Origin of the sequence: Stenotrophomonas ginsengisoli, assembly GCF_001431485.1 — a bacterium.
GTDB lineage: Bacteria > Pseudomonadota > Gammaproteobacteria > Xanthomonadales > Xanthomonadaceae > Stenotrophomonas > Stenotrophomonas ginsengisoli.
Genome location: NZ_LDJM01000018.1, coordinates 22,171 through 38,942, shown reverse-complemented (window position 1 = coordinate 38,942; position 16,772 = coordinate 22,171). Strand labels below are relative to the sequence as shown.

Here is a 16,772-nt window from a genome sequence, read left to right as displayed (position 1 = left end):
GCAGGGCCTTACTGGCCCAGGTGCTTTTCCAGCCAGGCATTGACGGTGTCATGCCACTGGATCGAGTTGTGCGGCTTGAGCACCCAGTGGTTCTCGTCCGGGAAGTACAGCAGCTGCGACTCGATGCCACGGCGCTGCAGGGTATGGAAGGTGGACAGGCTCTGGTCCAGCGGCACGCGGAAATCGTTCTGCCCGGCCACCACCAGCATCGGGGTCTGCCACTTGTCGATGTGGCGCGACGGGTTGAAGGCCTCGTAGCCTTCCGGGTGCGAGAACAGCGGGCCGCCGAATTCCCATTCGGTGAACCAGGTTTCCTCGGTCACCGCGCCCATCGAGCGGGTATCGAACACACCGTTGTGGTTGACCAGGCACTTGAAGCCGTCATTCCACTGGCTGGCGATCCAGTTGATCATGTAACCGCCGTAGCTGGCGCCCAGGGCGCAGGCATTGCCGCCATCGATGAAGTCGTACTTGGCCTGGGCCGCGGCCCAGCCCTTTTGCAGATCTTCCAGCGGACGGTCGCCCCAATGCTGGCTGATCGCATCGGTGAAGGCCTGGCCATAACCGGTGGAACCGTGGAAGTCGATCATCACCACCGCATAGCCCTGGCCGGCATAGGTCTGCGGGTTCCAGCGCTGGCTCCAGCTGTTGCCGAAGCTGCCCTGCGGGCCACCGTGGATCAGGAAGGCCACCGGATACTTCTTGCCGGCTTCGTAGTTCCACGGCTTGACCACGTAACCGTGCACGGTTTCATTGTTCCAGCCGGCAAAGCTGAACTGCTCGTAGTCGCCGAAGCCGACCTCGGCCACGCGCTCGGCAAAGGCCGGGGTGATCGCCCGCTGCGGCGCATCGACCGCGGTGGTGGTGGTGAACACCTGATCGTTGCTGTGCAGGGTATTGCGGGTGAAGGCCAGGGTGTCGCCGGCCACATCGAAGCTGCCCACGGTGCCGCCGGCCACCAGCTTGGTCACTTCCCCATTGGCGATGGTCACCGCGAACAGCGGATGCTCGCCGGTGTCCTGGGCGCCGGTATACAGGGTCTTGCCATCGGCCGACAGCACGATGCCATCGGCCGAGCGGTCCCAGCCCGGGGCGATTTCACGGCTGCTGCCGCTGCGCATGTCCATGGCCATCAGGCCGAAGCGGTCCGCCTCGAAACCCGGGCGCTTCATCGCGCGGTAGTACAGGGTCTTGCCATCGGCAGAAAACACCGGGCCGGCATCCCAGGCCGGGTTGGCAGCAGTGAGGTTGCGCGGTGCCTGCCGGCCGGCCGGGTCAATCCGGTACAGGTCGAAATTGGTCGACCACGGCTCGCCGGCACCGGCCACACGGATGGCAGCCACCACGCTCTTGCCATCCGGCGACCAGGTGTAGTCCTCGTTGCCGCCGAACGGCTTGGACGGCGCATCCCCGGCAATGCCGGCGCTGATGGCCGTGGCCGTGGTTGCCTTGCCGGCCTTGATGTCGGCCACGAACAGGGTGTTGCGGCGGCCATCGGCCCAGGTATCCCAGTGGCGTACGAACACGCCATTGTGGATCTTGCCGCTGGCCTTGTTCGCCGCCCGGGCATCCAGGCGCGTGCTGGTGCAGGCCAGGTCCGAACCGCAGTCCTGGTAGACATCGGCGGCAAACAACACGCGGTCACCGGCCGGAGACACCTTGTAGCTGTCCAGGTCACGGGCCAGTTCGGTCAGCTGCACCGGCTCGCCACCGGCCACCGGCATCGAATACAACTGGTTGCTGCCGCCCTTGGCCGACAGGAAGTACAGCGTTGCGCCATCGGCCGACAGGCTCGGCGCGCTGATGTTCCAGCCCTGCGGGGTCAACTGTTCCGGCGGGCGGTTGTCGCGGGTGAGCAGGTTGCGCTTGAACACCGCCGCGCTGCCCTTGTAGTCGGCATCGGCCGTGCGCTGGACGAACAGCACATGGCGGCCATCGGCAGTGAGCATCGGCGCGGACACCCGCTCGATGGCCACCAGGTCCTGGACCTGCAGACCGCGCGAGGGGGCTGCCTGGGCGGCTGCCGGCAGGGCGGCCAGCAGGCACAACGGCAACAGGGCGTGGCGAAATGTCATCGCACTCTCTCCAAAGGGTTTACGGCAAACCTCCGATGGTAGTGCGGGCTGTGGCGTAGTCCAAGGGCCGGCAGTCATGGCCTGCCCTCGTCCCGGGGCCGGGCCTATACTGCCTTCCACCCATCCATGCGGAAAACCCATCCCGTGACCACTACCGCCCCAGCTGCAACGCTGGCCGGGGAGCAACTGCTCGGCCACCCCAAGGGCCTGTTCGTCTGCTTCCTGACCGAAATGTGGGAGCGCTTTGCCTTTTATGGCATGAAGGCGCTGCTGCTGCTTTACCTCACCAAGCACCACCTGTTCAACGATGCCGACGGCTACCTGCTGCTGGGCACCTACGCCGGCCTGGCCTACGCCCTGCCCCTGCTCGGCGGCATTCTCGCCGACCGCTTCATCGGCATGCGCAAGGCCGTGATCTACGGCGGCATCCTGCTGGTGCTGGGCCAGCTGGGCATGGCCTGGACCGGCCACGCGGCCGAAGGTGTACAGGGCCAGGCGGTACAGGACACCGGCGCGATCCAGATCATGTACTTCTCGCTGGCCCTGATCGGTGTGGGCGTGGGCTTCCTCAAGCCCAACATCTCCACCATCGTCGGCCGCCTGTACCCCGAGCATGATCCGCGCCGCGATTCGGGCTTCACCATCTTCTACATGGGCATCAATGTCGGCGCCTTCCTGTCCTCGCTGATCGTCGGCTATGTCGGCATCAACTATGGCTGGGGCTACGGCTTCGCCCTGTCCGGGCTGATGATGGCCCTGGGCCTGGTCCAGTTCGTGCTGGGCCGCCGCCACCTGCTCGGCCAGGCCGAACCGCCGGCCGGCCACACCCCCAAGGCCGAATGGCTGATCTACGCCGGCGGCGTGGTGATGACCTTCGCCGTGTGGCAGGTGCTGCAGACCAAGATCAACTTCGGCCCGCTCTCGGCCCTGGTCGGCGGCCATGAGGTCACCCTGACCGAACTGGTTGCCGTGGTCCTCGGCGCGGGTCTGTACCTGTGGTTCATCAAGCTGCTGCTGTCGGGCATCTCGGCCGCCGAAAAGGGCCGCATGGTCATGCTGATGGTGCTGATCACCGTGTCGGCCCTGTTCTGGGGCCTGTACGAGCAGACCTACGGCCCGTGGCTGGCCATGGCTGACCGTGCCATGGACCTGACCACCTTCGGCATCCGCTGGAACGCCGCCCAGACCACCGCGATCGGTGCCCTGGCCGTGATCAGCCTGTCGCCGGTATTTGCCTGGCTGTGGCCGCGTCTGGACCGGATCGGCCTGAACCCGTCCTACCCGGCCAAGTTCGCCTGGGGCCTGGTGTTCTGCGGCCTGGCCTTCGCCGTGCTGGCCTATGCCGCGGCCAACCCGAATGCCGACACCGGGCTGGTCAGCCTGTGGTGGATGGTGCTGGCCTACTTCGTGCTGGTGATGGGCGAGATGGTGCTCTCCCCGGTCGGTCTGTCGGCCGTCACCAGCCTGTCCATCCCGCGTGCCGTCGGCATGATGATGGGCGCCTGGTTCCTGTTCTCGGCCTTCGGTGAAATCATCGCCGGCCGCCTCGGCACCTGGGCGGCCGTACCGCACGATGCAAGCCGTGAAATGGCCCTGGCCACCTACAGCAGTGTGTTCACCTCGATGATGTGGATCGGCCTGGTGGCCGGTGCCGCACTGTTCGTGGTCACCCCGCTGCTCAAGCGCCTGACCCGCGACTGATCGGCTTGCCACCATGCAAAAACAACAACGGCGCCGCAGGGCGCCGTTGTTGTTGCTGACACTGACAATACGTCAGGACGCAGGCTTGCCACGGCATCATCAAAAAACGCCCCTGTCGGGGCGTTTTCATCAACAGCCAGACAACAGCACGTGGCTCAGTGGCTGCGGCTCACCGCGTAACGGGCCAGGCCACGCAGGGCGGCAATGGCCTCGTTCTCGCCCAGGCCGTCCAGCGCGGCTTCGGCGGCATCGGCATATTCAACCGCACGCTGGCGGCTGTATTCCAACCCGCCAGTAGCCTGGATGGCGGCCAGCACTTCGGGCATCGCCGAGCTGTCACCGTCCTGGATGATCTGGGCCAGGCGGGCACGGGTGGCGACATCGCTGTGGGCCATGGCATGGATCAGCGGCAGGGTGGCCTTGCCTTCGGCCAGGTCATCGCCCAGGTTCTTGCCCAGCTCTTCGGCATTGGCCGAGTAGTCCAGTACGTCATCGGCAATCTGGAAGGCATAGCCCAGGGCCATGCCGTAGTCGTACAAGGCCTGCTGCACGGCTGCGTCGGCGCCGCAGGCCAGCGCACCCAGCTGGGTGCCCGCGGCAAACAGCACCGCGGTCTTGCGCTCGATCACCCGCAGGTAGGCCGCTTCGTCGGTATCGGGGTTGTGCACATGCAGCAGCTGCAGCACTTCGCCCTCGGCGATCTTGTTGGTGGTATCGGCCAGGATGCGCATCACCGGCATCTGGTCCAGCTCGACCATCAGCTGGAAGCTGCGCGAATACAGGAAGTCACCGACCAGCACGCTGGGCGCATTGCCCCACAGCGCATTGGCGGTGCTGCGGCCACGGCGCAGGTCCGATTCGTCCACCACGTCATCGTGCAGCAGGGTCGAGGTGTGGATGAACTCGATGATCGCCGCCAGCTGGTGGTGCACCGGGCCGGAACCGGCCAGCGCGCGCCCGGCCAGCAGGACCAGCATCGGCCGCAGGCGCTTGCCGCCGGCAGAAATGATGTGGTCGGCAATCTGGTTGATCAGCACAACATCGGAGGCCAGCCGCGTCCGGATCAGGGAGTCGACCGCAGCCATGTCCGGTGCGGCGAAGGTCTGGATCTGGGCCAGGCCCAGGGCGGTGCGGGGGGCGTCGATGATGGTCATGCGGTCGATACTGTGAATGACCGGGCAATTATAGGCCGGCAAGGCCGTGTACGCCCGGTCATTGCCGCTTTTGTGGCCACCCGCAGCCAGATCCGGCACGCCCCCAGGCCAGCTTGCGGCAAGGCCTGACAGCGCCGGCCAGACCGCTATAATCCACTGGCTAGACCCGCGTATCCGGCGGGTTCACCCAACGGAAAAGAAGGACTCCCATGGCACGCGGCATCAACAAGGTCATCCTGGTCGGCAACCTCGGCAACGACCCGGAAGTGAAGTACACCCAGGCCGGCATGGCCATCACCCGCGTCTCCCTGGCCACCACCTCGGTGCGCAAGGACCGTGACGGCAACCAGCAGGAACGTACCGAATGGCACCGTGTGGTGTTCTTCGGCAAGCTGGGCGAAATTGCCGGCGAGTACCTGCGCAAGGGCAGCTCGGTGTATGTCGAGGGCTCCATCCGCTATGACAAGTACACCGGCCAGGACGGCCAGGAACGCTACAGCACCGACATCGTCGCCGACGAGATGCAGATGCTCGGCGGCCGCGGTGAAGGCGGCGGCGGTGGCATGGGCGGCGAGCGTCCGCAGCGTCAGGCCCGCCCGCAGGGCGGCAATGATTTCGGCGGCGGCAACGAAGGCTACGGCAACCGCGGTGGCAATCGTGGCGGCAACCAGGGTGGCAACTACGGCGGCGGCAACCAGGGCGGTTACGAGCAGCGCCCGCAGCGTCAGGCTCCGGCCCCGGCACCGCAGGCACCGCCGATGGACGACTTCGCTGACGACGACATCCCGTTCTGAGCCGACACCCGGCTGAGCATGGCAGCAACCCGGCATCTGGCGATGCCGGGTTTTTTATTGCCTGGATCCTGCGTCTGCGAGGGCAGGCAGGCACTTCCGCCCCCCTGCCCCGGCCCGGGATCAACCGGGGTTGGCCCGCAGTCATGCAGGTGCCGTCCATCACCTGATCTATCCGTTGGCGATTTTATAAATGCAGCTGACCGATACACGAGCGCACATGCATGCCCAAGAGAACCGCAACCTGCCGCCGGGGTAACCCATCAGCCACATCGCCATTGCCCACCGCACCGTTGCAGGACCTGCCGTGACCCGTCACATCGCCTATGTCAGCACGGCCCAACCCGACCTCTCCGCCCAGTGCATCGACGCGCTGCTGCTGGATGCGCGCACCTTCAACGCCCGTATTGGCGTGACCGGGGTGCTGCTGTACGACGGCCAGCGATTCTTCCAGTACTTCGAAGGCACTGACTACGCCACCGACCAGGTGATGGCACGCATCCTGGCCTCCCAGCGGCACAGTGCCATCCATCTGTTGGCCGATGGCCGGCACCCGGGCCAGCAGTTCGACCGTTGGTACATGGGCTTCAGCCACAGCCCGGCGACGTTCATCCAGCACCTGGAAAACGGCAGCTGGCAACAGACCCTGTACACGCTGCGTCAGCAGGCCAACCACTGCCCGGCGCTGGAAGCGCTGAACCAGTTCCTCGACGAACAGCCCGCCCCGGCCCGCATCGGCCAGGCACTGACCTGCCCCTGATCCGCCCCATGCCCAACCAGCAGATGCCACCTGTTGCAGCAAGCAACACTGCCCCAGCCCCATTGCCGCTGGTGGTGATCGCCGCCAGTGCCGGTGGCCTGGGCCCGATCAGTGAAATCCTGGACGCCTATCCGGGCGATCTGGGCGTCGCCACCGTGGTGATCCAGCACCTGTCCCCGGCCTACCGCAGCGAGCTGGTCAGCCTGCTGCAATCGCATACCAGCCAGCCGGTGCATGAGCTGCACGATGGCCTGGAGCTCAAGACGCACAACATCCATGTGATCCAGCCCGGCACACAGATCATGCTCGACGGGCACACGGTCAAGTCCATTACCCGTGATGAGTCCGAACGCCCTTACTTCACCATCGACGTGTTCCTGGAATCACTGACCCGGCGTGCCGATCCGATCGATACCTGCGTGGTCCTGCTCTCCGGCACCGGCAGTGACGGCACCGCCGGCTGTCGTGCGGTGCATGAACATGGCGGCTATGTACTGGTGCAGCAGCTGTCCGATGCCAAATTCGACGGCATGCCGCTGTCGGTGATCAACGCCGGCTGCTATGACGAGGTACAGCCGCCACGCCTGATCCCGGCACGCATTGCTGCCTGGCTGGACAACGGCATGTGCAAGCCCGCCACCCCCGACGGCTACCTGGACACCGATCCACTGACCCTGCTGTACACCGAACGTGACAGTCAGCCAGGCAATGACATCAACCCGTATGCCGGCATCTTCGAGCTGATGCGGGCCAACTTCGACCTGGATCTGAATGCCTACAAGATCGGCACCATCGACCGCCGCATCACCCAGTGCATGCGCCGTCTGGGGCTGACCACCATCGATCAATACCACCAGATCCTCCGCCAGGGCGGGCATGAGCTGCGGGCACTGTTCACCGACCTGATGATCGGCGTGACCTCCTTCTTCCGCAACCCGCAGGTATTCGAACTGCTGGAAAGCAAGATCCTGCCGGACCTGCTCGAACGCAACGGCAGCGAGCCGCTGAAGATATGGGTCTGCGCCTGCTCCACCGGTGAAGAAGCCTATTCGTTGGCCATGCTGCTGCAGAAGCTGGTCGAGCAGACGGATGCCGCGCAGGAATACCGCATCTACGCCACCGACCTGAACCCGGATGCGATCCGTCGCGCCGCTGAAGGCATCTACGAATACAGCACCCTGCAGCCGTTCATCAACCGCTTCGAACTGCAGGGCTTTGTCAATGCCAGCGAGGATTTCGGCCGCCTGCGGGTGGTCAGCGAGATCCGCAGCAAGATCATCTTCAGCGTACAGAACGTGCTCAAGCATTCGCCGTTGCATGCACTGGACCTGGTGCTCTGCCGCAACATGTTGATTTACCTGCGGCCTGAGGCGCAGCGCAAGGTGATTTCCAACTTCCATTTCGGTTTGAAGGAAAGCGGCGTACTGGTACTGGGCGAGAGTGAGGGCCCTGCCGGACTTGAGCCATACTTCGCCGAGGTCGATACGCGCCTGAAAATGTTCGCCAAGCGTGCCGGAGTGCACTTGAGTGCCAGCGACCGCTGGCAATTGAACCGTTCCATTGCCATGCCCCCTGCACACCGCCAGGCCGCGATACAGCGCGAGCCTGACCAGATGACCGTTGCGCGCGGTGCATTTGAAGCGGCCTTCGCCACGGTGGCTGGCAACAGCCTGATCGTGCGTGCAGATGGCGAAGTACAGTATTTCACCGGCCATACCGGTGAAATCTTCAGCCGTGCGATACCAGGACGCCCGGGGCTGAACCTGCATACCCATCTGCCCGATCCGCAACTGCAGGCCCTGCTCCAGCTCGGACTGGCCGAAACGCTGGACAGTGACACCCCGATCCAGTGGGACTATCCCTACCGCAACCAGGACAGCAAGCTGGCCTTTGACCAGCTGCGTTTTTCACGCTTGCCCACCGCCTTCGAGCGCGAGCCCTCGGTGCTGGTGCAGATGCTGGCCGATGACCGCAACCGGCAGGCGCACGATCTCCATCCCGGGCCGCTGCGACATGCCCGCGATGTGCTCAGCGTCCTGCAGTCCGGCACCGGCGGGCTGGGGCGACTGGCCCGGCTGGAGCAGGAAAACGCCCAGCTGCGCCAGATCGTCAGCGAATCGGTACAGGACAAGGAAACCTTCCACGAGGAGCTGCAAAGCGCCAACGAGGAGTTGCTCTCCAGCAACGAAGAGCTGCAGAGCACCAACGAGGAGCTGCAGTCAGTCAACGAGGAGTTGCATTCGGTCAACGCCGAGCTAGAAGAAAAAATCCGCCAGCTCACCGATGCCAACAACGACATCACCAACCTGCTCACCAGCACCGACGTCGCCCTGATCTTCCTTGACGAGCGCCTGTGCATCCGCCGCTATACCGAGGCCTCGCGTCGTTACTTTCCGCTGGGTATGCAGGATATCGGCCGCCCGATCCAGGACCTGGCCACCAACCTTGCCGGGCTGGACATTTCCAGCCTGGGCCGCAACGTGCTGAGTGACGCCGGCATCCAGCGCCACGATGTGCACCTGCGCGAGCAGCAATGGCTGCAGGTGGTGTTCTTCCCTTACTACAACCACGAAGGACAGGTGCGCGGCGTGGTGATGACCATTTATGACATCAGCCATACCCGACAGCTGCTGCAGGTCGAGCAGCAGAACCGCCTGCACCGTGATCTGGTCGAAGGCGTGCTCAACATCGGTTACCTCAACATTCCCGACACCCGCGAGCAGGCGCTGCTGCTGGATGACAACCTGCAACAGCTGTTCGGCATCAGCGAAGGACAGAGCATCGGGCTGGAGGATATTCTGGCCCGCATCCACAACCAGGACCTCGAGCAGGCACGCAGCGTGCTGGGCATGGATCCCCGCAGCAAGGAACGCCACACTGCCGAATTCCGTCTGCGCGATGGACAGGGCAGATACCACTGGATGCTGTGCAATGCCGCCAGCAACCCTTCTTCCCAGGGCGAGCGCGGCCTGATTGCGATGCTGCTGGACATCGACGACCGCAAGCGGGCATCAATCCAGAACCACGAGCACGAGATCAGCACGATCCACGCCAACCGCATCTTCAATATCGGCATGCTGGTTTCCGGGGTGGCGCACGAGCTCAACAACCCCCTGTCTGCACTGCGCCTGGGTACTGAACAGCTGCAGGCCCAGGCCAGGAACAGCCCACCCGATGCCAGTCGCGTGGCCCGCATTGCCAAGGCCCAGGCCGATGCCGTCACCCGCATGGACCGCATCATTTCCAGCCTGCTGCGCTTTGCACGCAAGGATGAAGACACCACGATGAAAGTGGTCCACGTCGACACCCTGATCCAGGACACGGTGCAGCTGACCCGGGCCATGGCCAGCGAGAACAATGTCGATGTCACCTACGATGCCGTCCCCGACCAGCTGACCCTGCTCGGCCACCCACTCGAGCTGGCCCAGGCGCTGGTCAATCTGGTCAGCAATGGTATCCAGCATGTGGCCAACCTGCCCCGCCCACGCTGGGTCAACATCCAGGTCGAGATCCACCAGGGCGACTATATGTTCAGGGTCAGTGATTCGGGCCTGACCAGCGCCATCGAGCACCCCGAGCGCCTGTTCACCCCGTTCTACACCACCAAGGATGTCGGCCATGGCACTGGCCTGGGGCTGCCCTTGTCGCTGGGCATTGCCGAAGCGCACGCAGGCAGCCTGTCGCTGGACAGCAATGCCAAGCACACCACCTTCGTGATGAAGATCCCTTCACGTCCTGTCAATAAAAATTGAGATAATCATCACATTCAACCGGCGGCCCCAGGCCGCCGTTTTCCCCAGGAGCACCATGGAAAACGGACAGCACCCGGATCAGGCTGCATCGCTCCCGTCAGCACCACATGTGCTGCTGGTGGACGACAACCAACCCCTGCTGGAGTTCCTGGTACTGCTTTTGGAAGGCGAAGGCTTCCGCCTGACGGCAGTCACCTCTCCGCTGCAGGCCGCAATGCTGGCCCGGCAACAACGCTTTGACCTGGTGCTTTCCGATGTCCGCATGCCGCACCTGTCCGGCCCGGAACTGCTGACCGAGATTCGCAAGACCGCCGGCAACCATGCGGTTCCGGCGATCCTGATTTCCGGCCAGTCCAGCATCGAGCTGGGCGACTGGCTGCCGGACAGCAGCAATACCCACTACCTGCGCAAGCCCTTCGGCGGCAACGAGCTGGTCGAACTGATCCACCGTACCCTGCGCCGGCCACTGGTGCGCTCTGAATAGGCCTCTCCAGGCCGCTACCGATCCGACCTTGGTCTTATCCGGCAGGCATTGCCCATTGCCGCCCGGGGGGCTAGCCTAAAGCCTCGTTTTCAATCCATTTGCATGGATGCAGAAGGAGAGGCTCATGGCCAACGCAATCCCCCCGGTGCTGGTCGTCGACGACAACCCCGAACTGGTCGAACTGATCGAAATGCTGCTGCTCAACAGCGGCTATCAAGCTGTGGCGGTGCATTGCTCCAGCCAGGCCCTGGCACTGGCCGAACAGCAGCGCTTCTCCGCACTGTTCACCGATCTGATGATGCCGGGCATGAACGGTCATGAGTTGATCAAGGCCATCCGCGCCACCGAGGACAACCGTGAGCTGCCCGTGGTGATCATGTCCGGCCTGGCGATGAGCGAGCAGGCCATTGACCAGCCCGGCATCTATCACCTGGAAAAGCCCTTCAGCCTGGCCGACTTCAACCGCGCCCTGGAACGGGCCATGGTCTGGCAGGCGGTCGACTGACCGCCTGCGCATTACGTTATCAACAATCAATTTACGCCGAGGCCGGGGATCTGGCTGATCAAGGCCGGGTCAAACCCGGCCAGCTCGGCGAAATGCCGGCCGCGCGCCACATAATCGGTGTAGACCCCGAAACTCGGGGCACCGGGCGAGAGCAGCACCACCCCACCCTGCGCCCCCAGGGCCTGGCGCGCCAGCCTTACCGCATCGTCCAGATCCGCAGCGGCATGCAGGCCGAAACGGCCGGCCGCCAGCGGCTGCAGCAAGGCATGGATGCGCGGGCCGTTGGCGCCCATTGTGATGATTTCCAGCGGCGCCTGCTGCTGCATGTGGGCAGCAAAATCGTGCCAGTCCAGGCCACGGTCATGGCCACCGACCAGCAGGGCGATACGCCAGCCGGCGAAGCAGTCCAGCGCCGCCAGCGAGGCATGCGGCGTGGTGCTGATCGAGTCGTTGACGTAGCCGATGCCATCGCGCTGGCCCAGCCACTGCAGGCGGTTGGGCAAGGGGCGGAAGGACTGCACCGCCGGTGCCAGCGCCACCGCATCCAGGCCCATGGCCTCGATCGCAGCCAGCACCGCGCACAGGTTGCCGCGGTTGTGGGCACCGGGCAGCGGGCTGTTGGCGGTATCAAATACGGCCTGGCTGCCGCGATGGACCACGCTGCCGACCATGTGCCAGCCCTCGGGCTGGTTGAACCAGACCACCTGGCTGTGCGGCAGTTGCAGCGCCTGCAAATGCACATCGGCGGCGTTGAGTACGGCGATGCGCGGGTGCCCTGCCGTGACCAGGCTGAGCTTGTCGTCGATGTAGCGCTGCTCGCTGCCGTGCCAGTCCAGATGCTCGGGGAAGATGTTGAGCACGATGGCCACCGCCGGGCGTACGCCGGCACGGCCGACCTCACCGGTCTGGTAACTGGACAGCTCCACCGCCCAGTAATCCGGTGCCGGCTGCGGATCGAGCACTTCCAGCAGCGGCAGGCCGATGTTGCCGGCCAGGCCGGTGCGGTGGCCGCCGGCGCGCAGCAGGTGCGCCAGCAGCGCGGTGGTGGTGCTCTTGCCCTTGGTCCCGGTGACGCAGACGGTGTTTTCCAGCACCCCGTCCGCGTTGGCATGGGCGGCAAACCACAGGCTGCTGCCACCGATGAAGCGGGTGCCGGCGGCCTGTGCCGCCAGCGCCTCGGGCTTGTACGGGCTGATGCCCGGCGACTTGATCACCAGCGCAAAAGCGCCCAATGCCTGCGCCGTGCCATCGGTACGCACCGTCAACAGGGCATCGCCCAGTGCCTGCGCCTGGTCCAGCTCGGCCGGGCTGCAGAACAGGGTCAGCGGCTGCGCCGGCAACTGCGCACGGATGGCGTGGTAGGCCGCACGGCCCTCACGGCCCCAGCCCCACAGGGCAACGGCCATGCCTTCAAGCTGTGAAATCAACACGGACCTTGTCCCAGAGCGCGGCAGGAATACGGTGGACACGGTCCAGTACCAGTTGCGGCGGCAACGCCAGCGCAGCCGGGTCCAGCTGCGGGGCAATCTGCTGGCTGAAACGGGCCACGATGGTGTCCTGGTTCCACTCGGCCCGGGCAGCCAGCGCGGCCATCGCCGCGCGCGACTCGCGGCCCTCGCCCACGCATTCGAACGGCTTGTGGTCACCGTATTCGAGCAGGGCGTCGTAGCCGGGGATCTGGCTGCTGTCATCGAGCAGGTTGCGGCCGAAGATGCTCACCAGACGCGTCTTGGGCATGAACGGGGCCAGGGCCAGGAACACGAAGTGGCACTTCGGGCAGACCCCGCACCAGCGGTTGACCGGACGCTCGCCGAGGATGTGGAAATTGCGGTTGCAGCTGGAAAAGTGCGCGTCGTAATGGTCGTTGCGGGCGAACTGTCGTGCTACCGCCAGCTCGGAGAGCGGACGCAGCAGCGAGTAGTACTGCAGGTCGGCGGCCACATGGTTGGCCACATGCTCACCGAAGGCCTGCTCGAAGGCCCAGCCCTTGGACCACTGGTGGTTGACCTCGCCGGTGCCGGGAATCTGGCTGCCGTAGCTGGCCGAGCGTTCGTTGGAGAACACCACCTGGCCGCTGCCGCGCAGCACCGCAGCCAGCACGAAGATGGCCGAGTTCACCGCGGTGACCGGGATATGCCCGTTCCAGGCGCCCTGCTGGTTGAGTTCGAACAGCTCCGGGGCCAGGCTGCGGCCGATGTTGAGCACGGCCAGGCCGGTGCGCTCGGCACAGGCCCGGATCAGCTGCGAACCGCCGATCCAGGTGATGGTCTGCTCCACCCCGGCGCGGCGCAGGGCCTCGATGGAAACCAGCGAATCCTTGCCGCCACCGATGGCCACCAGGGCATCGGCGCCCAGGCCGATGACCGGGGCCGCCGGGGCCGTACCGGCCGCCGGCAGGCTGAAGCGGCCGCGCAGGTCCAGCCCGTTGCGGTAGGCAAACTCGCCCAGACCATTGAGGTAGATGCTTTCCACCAGGGCGGCGGTGTCGGCATCGACCTCGTAGCCCTCCACCACCACCTGGGCCGGCACACCGGCCTTGTAGTAGCTGACACCGGCAATCAGGTGCAGCAGGCGCAAAGCGCGCTGGGCCGCCTCGGCGCGGGCCGGATCAAGGGTGAACGGCGCACCGGGGATGGTCACCGTTTCGGTCATCTCCGGGCCGTCGTCGAAGGCATAGACCAGCTGTGCCACGCCACTGGACGGATCCAGCCCACAGCGGACGAAGCGGAAGCGGGCAACCTGGTGTTTGTCAAAAGCAGTCATGGGCAACCTGAAAAAATCAAACGGCGCGCGGTTTTCGCGCAGGCCGGCCGGTTGGGGCAAGAAAAACGGTGGCAGTGGCGCGCGGCTTACGGCACATCATCCAGGATGTCCTGGGCCGGCAGACCACGGTTGTTGTAGTGGCTGGCCATCGAATAGCCGTAGGCACCGGCATCGCTGATCACGATCACATCGTCCGGTGCGGTGGAAGCCGGCAGTTTACGCCCCCGGCCGAAAATGTCGGAGGACTCGCAGATCGGCCCGACCACGTCGAACTCGGCATCGGCATAGCCGCCCTGGCGGGTCAGGTTGTCGATGTCGTGCCAGGCGTCATACAGCGCCGGGCGGATCAGGGTGTGCATGCCGGCATCCAGACCGACGCGGCGCACGCCCTCCTTCTCCACCACCTGGGTGACCGAGGACAGCAGCACGCCGCATTCGGCAGCGATGAAACGGCCCGGCTCGATGATCAGGCCGAACTGCGGGTGCACGCGCTTGAGCTCGTCCAGGCCCTCGGCCCAGTCGACCAGGTCGAACGGCTCGTCATCGGCGCTGTAGGGGATGGGCAGGCCGCCACCGATGTCGATGGTGCGCACCGAGCCGATGCGGCGGGCAAAGCCGGCCAGCTCGTCATACATCAGCTTCCAGTGCTCGCGGTTGCCCACGCCGCTGCCCAGGTGGGCATGCAGGCCGACAATGCGCACATCCAGCTCGCCGGCCAGGCGCACGAATTCCTCCACCCGCGCGGTGGGCAGGCCGAACTTGGAATCCTTGCCGCCGGTGGTGACCTTGGCATGGTGGCCATCGCCACGGCCCAGGTCGATGCGCAGCCACACCTGGCGGCCGCGGAAGATGTCCGGCCAGCGCTGCAGCAGCTCGACATTGTCCAGGGTCACGGTCACGCCCAGGCCCAGGGCCTCGGTGTACTCGCTGCGCGGGGCAAAGCTGGGGGTGAACAGCACCTGCTGCGGGGTCAGCCCCGGCACCGAAGCCAGCACATGGCGGATCTCGCCCAGCGACACGCACTCCAGGCCGAAGCCCTCCTCCACCACGGTGCGCAGGATGGCCGGGTGCGGGTTGGCCTTGATTGCGTAGTAGCGCTTGTCGATCGCACCGATCGCGGCCAGCGAGCGTGCCCGCGCACGCACGGTGGGCAGGTGGTAGACGTAACGCGGGGTGCCCTCCCAGGCCATGGCCAGCAGCTTCTCGCGCTGGCCCTTCCACCACGGGGTCTGGCGCGGGCGGATGCCACCGGCGATCTCGCGCCAGCGCACGCCGAACACCTCGCCCTTGTTGACCGGCAGCGCGCCCGAATCAATCAGCTCCTCGTGCAGCACCGGCAGCAGGCCGTCGGCGGCCGCCTCGTCGATGACGAAGGTCAGGTTCAGGTCGTTGGAGGACTGGCTGATCATGTGTACGCGTTCTTTACCAAAAGTGGCCCAGACATCGGAGAGTTTGTGCAACAACGAACGCATGCCGCGACCGACCAACGTAATGGCCGCACACGGCACGATCACCTTGACCTTGCAGATCTGCGCCAGATCGGCCGACAGCGCGTTGAGCACGTCGGTATTGACCAGGTTTTCGGACGGATCCAGCGAGACGGTGACATTGGTTTCGGCCGAACCGATCAGGTCCACCGACAACCCGTGTTTCTTGAACAGGGCAAACACATCGGCCAGGAAGCCGACCTGCTGCCACATGCCGATGCCTTCCATGGACACCAGTACGATGCCGTTGCGACGGCTGATCGCCTTGACCCCGGGCACCGCCGCGGCCAGGCCGTCGATGCGGGTGCCGGGCATGTGCGGGCGCTCGGTGTCCAGGATGGCCAGCGGCACCCCGGCATCACGGCACGGCTTGATCGCACGCGGGTGCAGCACCTTGGCCCCGGTGGTGGCAATTTCCTGGGCCTCGTAATAATCCAGCCGGGTCAGCAGGCGCGCGTCGGGCACATCCTTCGGGTTGGCCGAGAACATGCCCGGCACGTCGGTCCAGATTTCCACCCGCGAGGCCTTGAGCAAGGCGCCGAAATAAGCGGCCGAAGTATCCGAGCCCCCGCGGCCGAGCACGGCGGTGCCGCCCTCGGGATGGGCAGCGATGAAGCCCTGGGTGATCAGCATGCGGCTGGGCTGGGCATCGAAGCGGCCCTTGAAGCCGGCATCACCCTGCCACTGGCAGTTGACGCTGAGACGGCGCGACCATTCGCTCTGGTTTTCCCCGGCCGGCGCGGCGATGAGCCACTGGCGCGCGTCCATCCAGCCAAAATCCAGCCCGCGCGGGCCGGACAGGTAGGCCGCACCAAGGGTGGAGGAGAGCAGCTCACCCTGGGCCAGCACCTCGGCCTGCCAGTCCACAGCCAGGCTGGCCGCACGCGGATCATCGAGCAGCCCTTCCAGCGCCGCCAGGCGCTCGCCCAGCACCGCCGCCGGGTCCAACCCCAGCTCCAGGCAGAAATCACGGTGACGGGCAACCAGGGCCGCCACCCGCTGCGCGCTGTCATCAGCGCCGGCAGTGATGGCCATCAGTTCGTTGGTGACCCCGGACAGGGCCGAGACCACCACCAGGATGCGGCCACCGGTTTCGTCCGCGCGTTTTTTTGCCAGTTTGCCGATCGTGCCCCAACGATGACGACGCGACACCGAAGTGCCACCAAACTTGAGCACGACCCAGCGGTCGCCTTGGGGAAGAACAGACATAAATACCTGTAGGGGATCAGGGGACACGATCGGTGCATTGCGCACCTTGCCGCCGATTCTATGCCAATGCCCGCGGCCCTGACCGATCCTG

The 16,772-nt window shown here is 65.3% G+C and carries 11 protein-coding genes; 6 read left to right on the top strand and 5 right to left on the bottom strand.

Annotation, left to right across the window (positions count from 1 at the left end):
• Positions 1–8: 8 nt before the first annotated feature.
• Positions 9–2,075, bottom strand: a complete 2,067-nt coding sequence (locus tag ABB30_RS07375; protein ID WP_057637667.1) for a S9 family peptidase — start codon at positions 2,073–2,075, stop codon at positions 9–11.
• Positions 2,076–2,219: 144 nt separating this feature from the next.
• On the opposite strand from ABB30_RS07375, the gene ABB30_RS07370 reads away from it, so the two are divergent.
• Positions 2,220–3,776, top strand: coding sequence for a peptide MFS transporter (locus tag ABB30_RS07370; protein WP_245626448.1), 1,557 nt, complete (start codon positions 2,220–2,222; stop codon positions 3,774–3,776).
• Positions 3,777–3,931: 155 nt separating this feature from the next.
• Here ABB30_RS07370 and ABB30_RS07365 read toward each other — a convergent pair whose 3' ends face one another.
• Positions 3,932–4,930, bottom strand: coding sequence for a polyprenyl synthetase family protein (locus tag ABB30_RS07365; protein ID WP_057637665.1), 999 nt, complete (start codon positions 4,928–4,930; stop codon positions 3,932–3,934).
• A gap of 209 nt (positions 4,931–5,139) precedes the next feature.
• On the opposite strand from ABB30_RS07365, the gene ssb reads away from it, so the two are divergent.
• The 5 genes from ssb to ABB30_RS07340 all read left to right on the top strand — a co-directional run bounded on the left by ssb (position 5,140) and on the right by ABB30_RS07340 (position 11,222).
• Complete coding sequence (ssb, locus tag ABB30_RS07360; RefSeq protein WP_057637664.1) at positions 5,140–5,724, top strand: single-stranded DNA-binding protein; 585 nt, start codon at positions 5,140–5,142, stop codon at positions 5,722–5,724.
• Between the two features lie 304 nt (positions 5,725–6,028).
• Positions 6,029–6,481, top strand: a complete 453-nt coding sequence (locus ABB30_RS07355; RefSeq protein WP_057637663.1) for a BLUF domain-containing protein — start codon at positions 6,029–6,031, stop codon at positions 6,479–6,481.
• Positions 6,482–6,489: 8 nt separating this feature from the next.
• Positions 6,490–10,233: a CheR family methyltransferase gene (locus ABB30_RS07350; RefSeq protein WP_083489754.1), complete on the top strand. Its 3,744-nt coding sequence runs from the start codon at positions 6,490–6,492 to the stop codon at positions 10,231–10,233.
• Positions 10,234–10,351: 118 nt separating this feature from the next.
• Positions 10,352–10,717, top strand: a complete 366-nt coding sequence (locus ABB30_RS07345) for a response regulator (protein WP_161808844.1) — start codon at positions 10,352–10,354, stop codon at positions 10,715–10,717.
• Between the two features lie 124 nt (positions 10,718–10,841).
• Positions 10,842–11,222, top strand: coding sequence for a response regulator (locus ABB30_RS07340; protein ID WP_057637660.1), 381 nt, complete (start codon positions 10,842–10,844; stop codon positions 11,220–11,222).
• Between the two features lie 26 nt (positions 11,223–11,248).
• On the opposite strand, the gene murD is transcribed toward ABB30_RS07340, so the two are convergent.
• The 3 genes from murD to ABB30_RS07325 form a co-directional block, all read right to left on the bottom strand.
• Positions 11,249–12,652, bottom strand: coding sequence for a UDP-N-acetylmuramoyl-L-alanine--D-glutamate ligase (murD, locus tag ABB30_RS07335; RefSeq protein WP_057637778.1), 1,404 nt, complete (start codon positions 12,650–12,652; stop codon positions 11,249–11,251).
• Entirely contained in the window at positions 12,633–13,985 is a 1,353-nt protein-coding gene (gene murL / locus ABB30_RS07330) for a UDP-N-acetyl-alpha-D-muramoyl-L-alanyl-L-glutamate epimerase (RefSeq protein WP_057637659.1), read from the bottom strand. The genes murD and murL overlap by 20 nt, the downstream gene beginning before the upstream one ends.
• Before the next feature lie 86 nt (positions 13,986–14,071).
• Positions 14,072–16,681, bottom strand: coding sequence for a bifunctional aspartate kinase/diaminopimelate decarboxylase (locus tag ABB30_RS07325; RefSeq protein WP_057637658.1), 2,610 nt, complete (start codon positions 16,679–16,681; stop codon positions 14,072–14,074).
• Between the last annotated feature and the right edge of the window lie 91 nt (positions 16,682–16,772).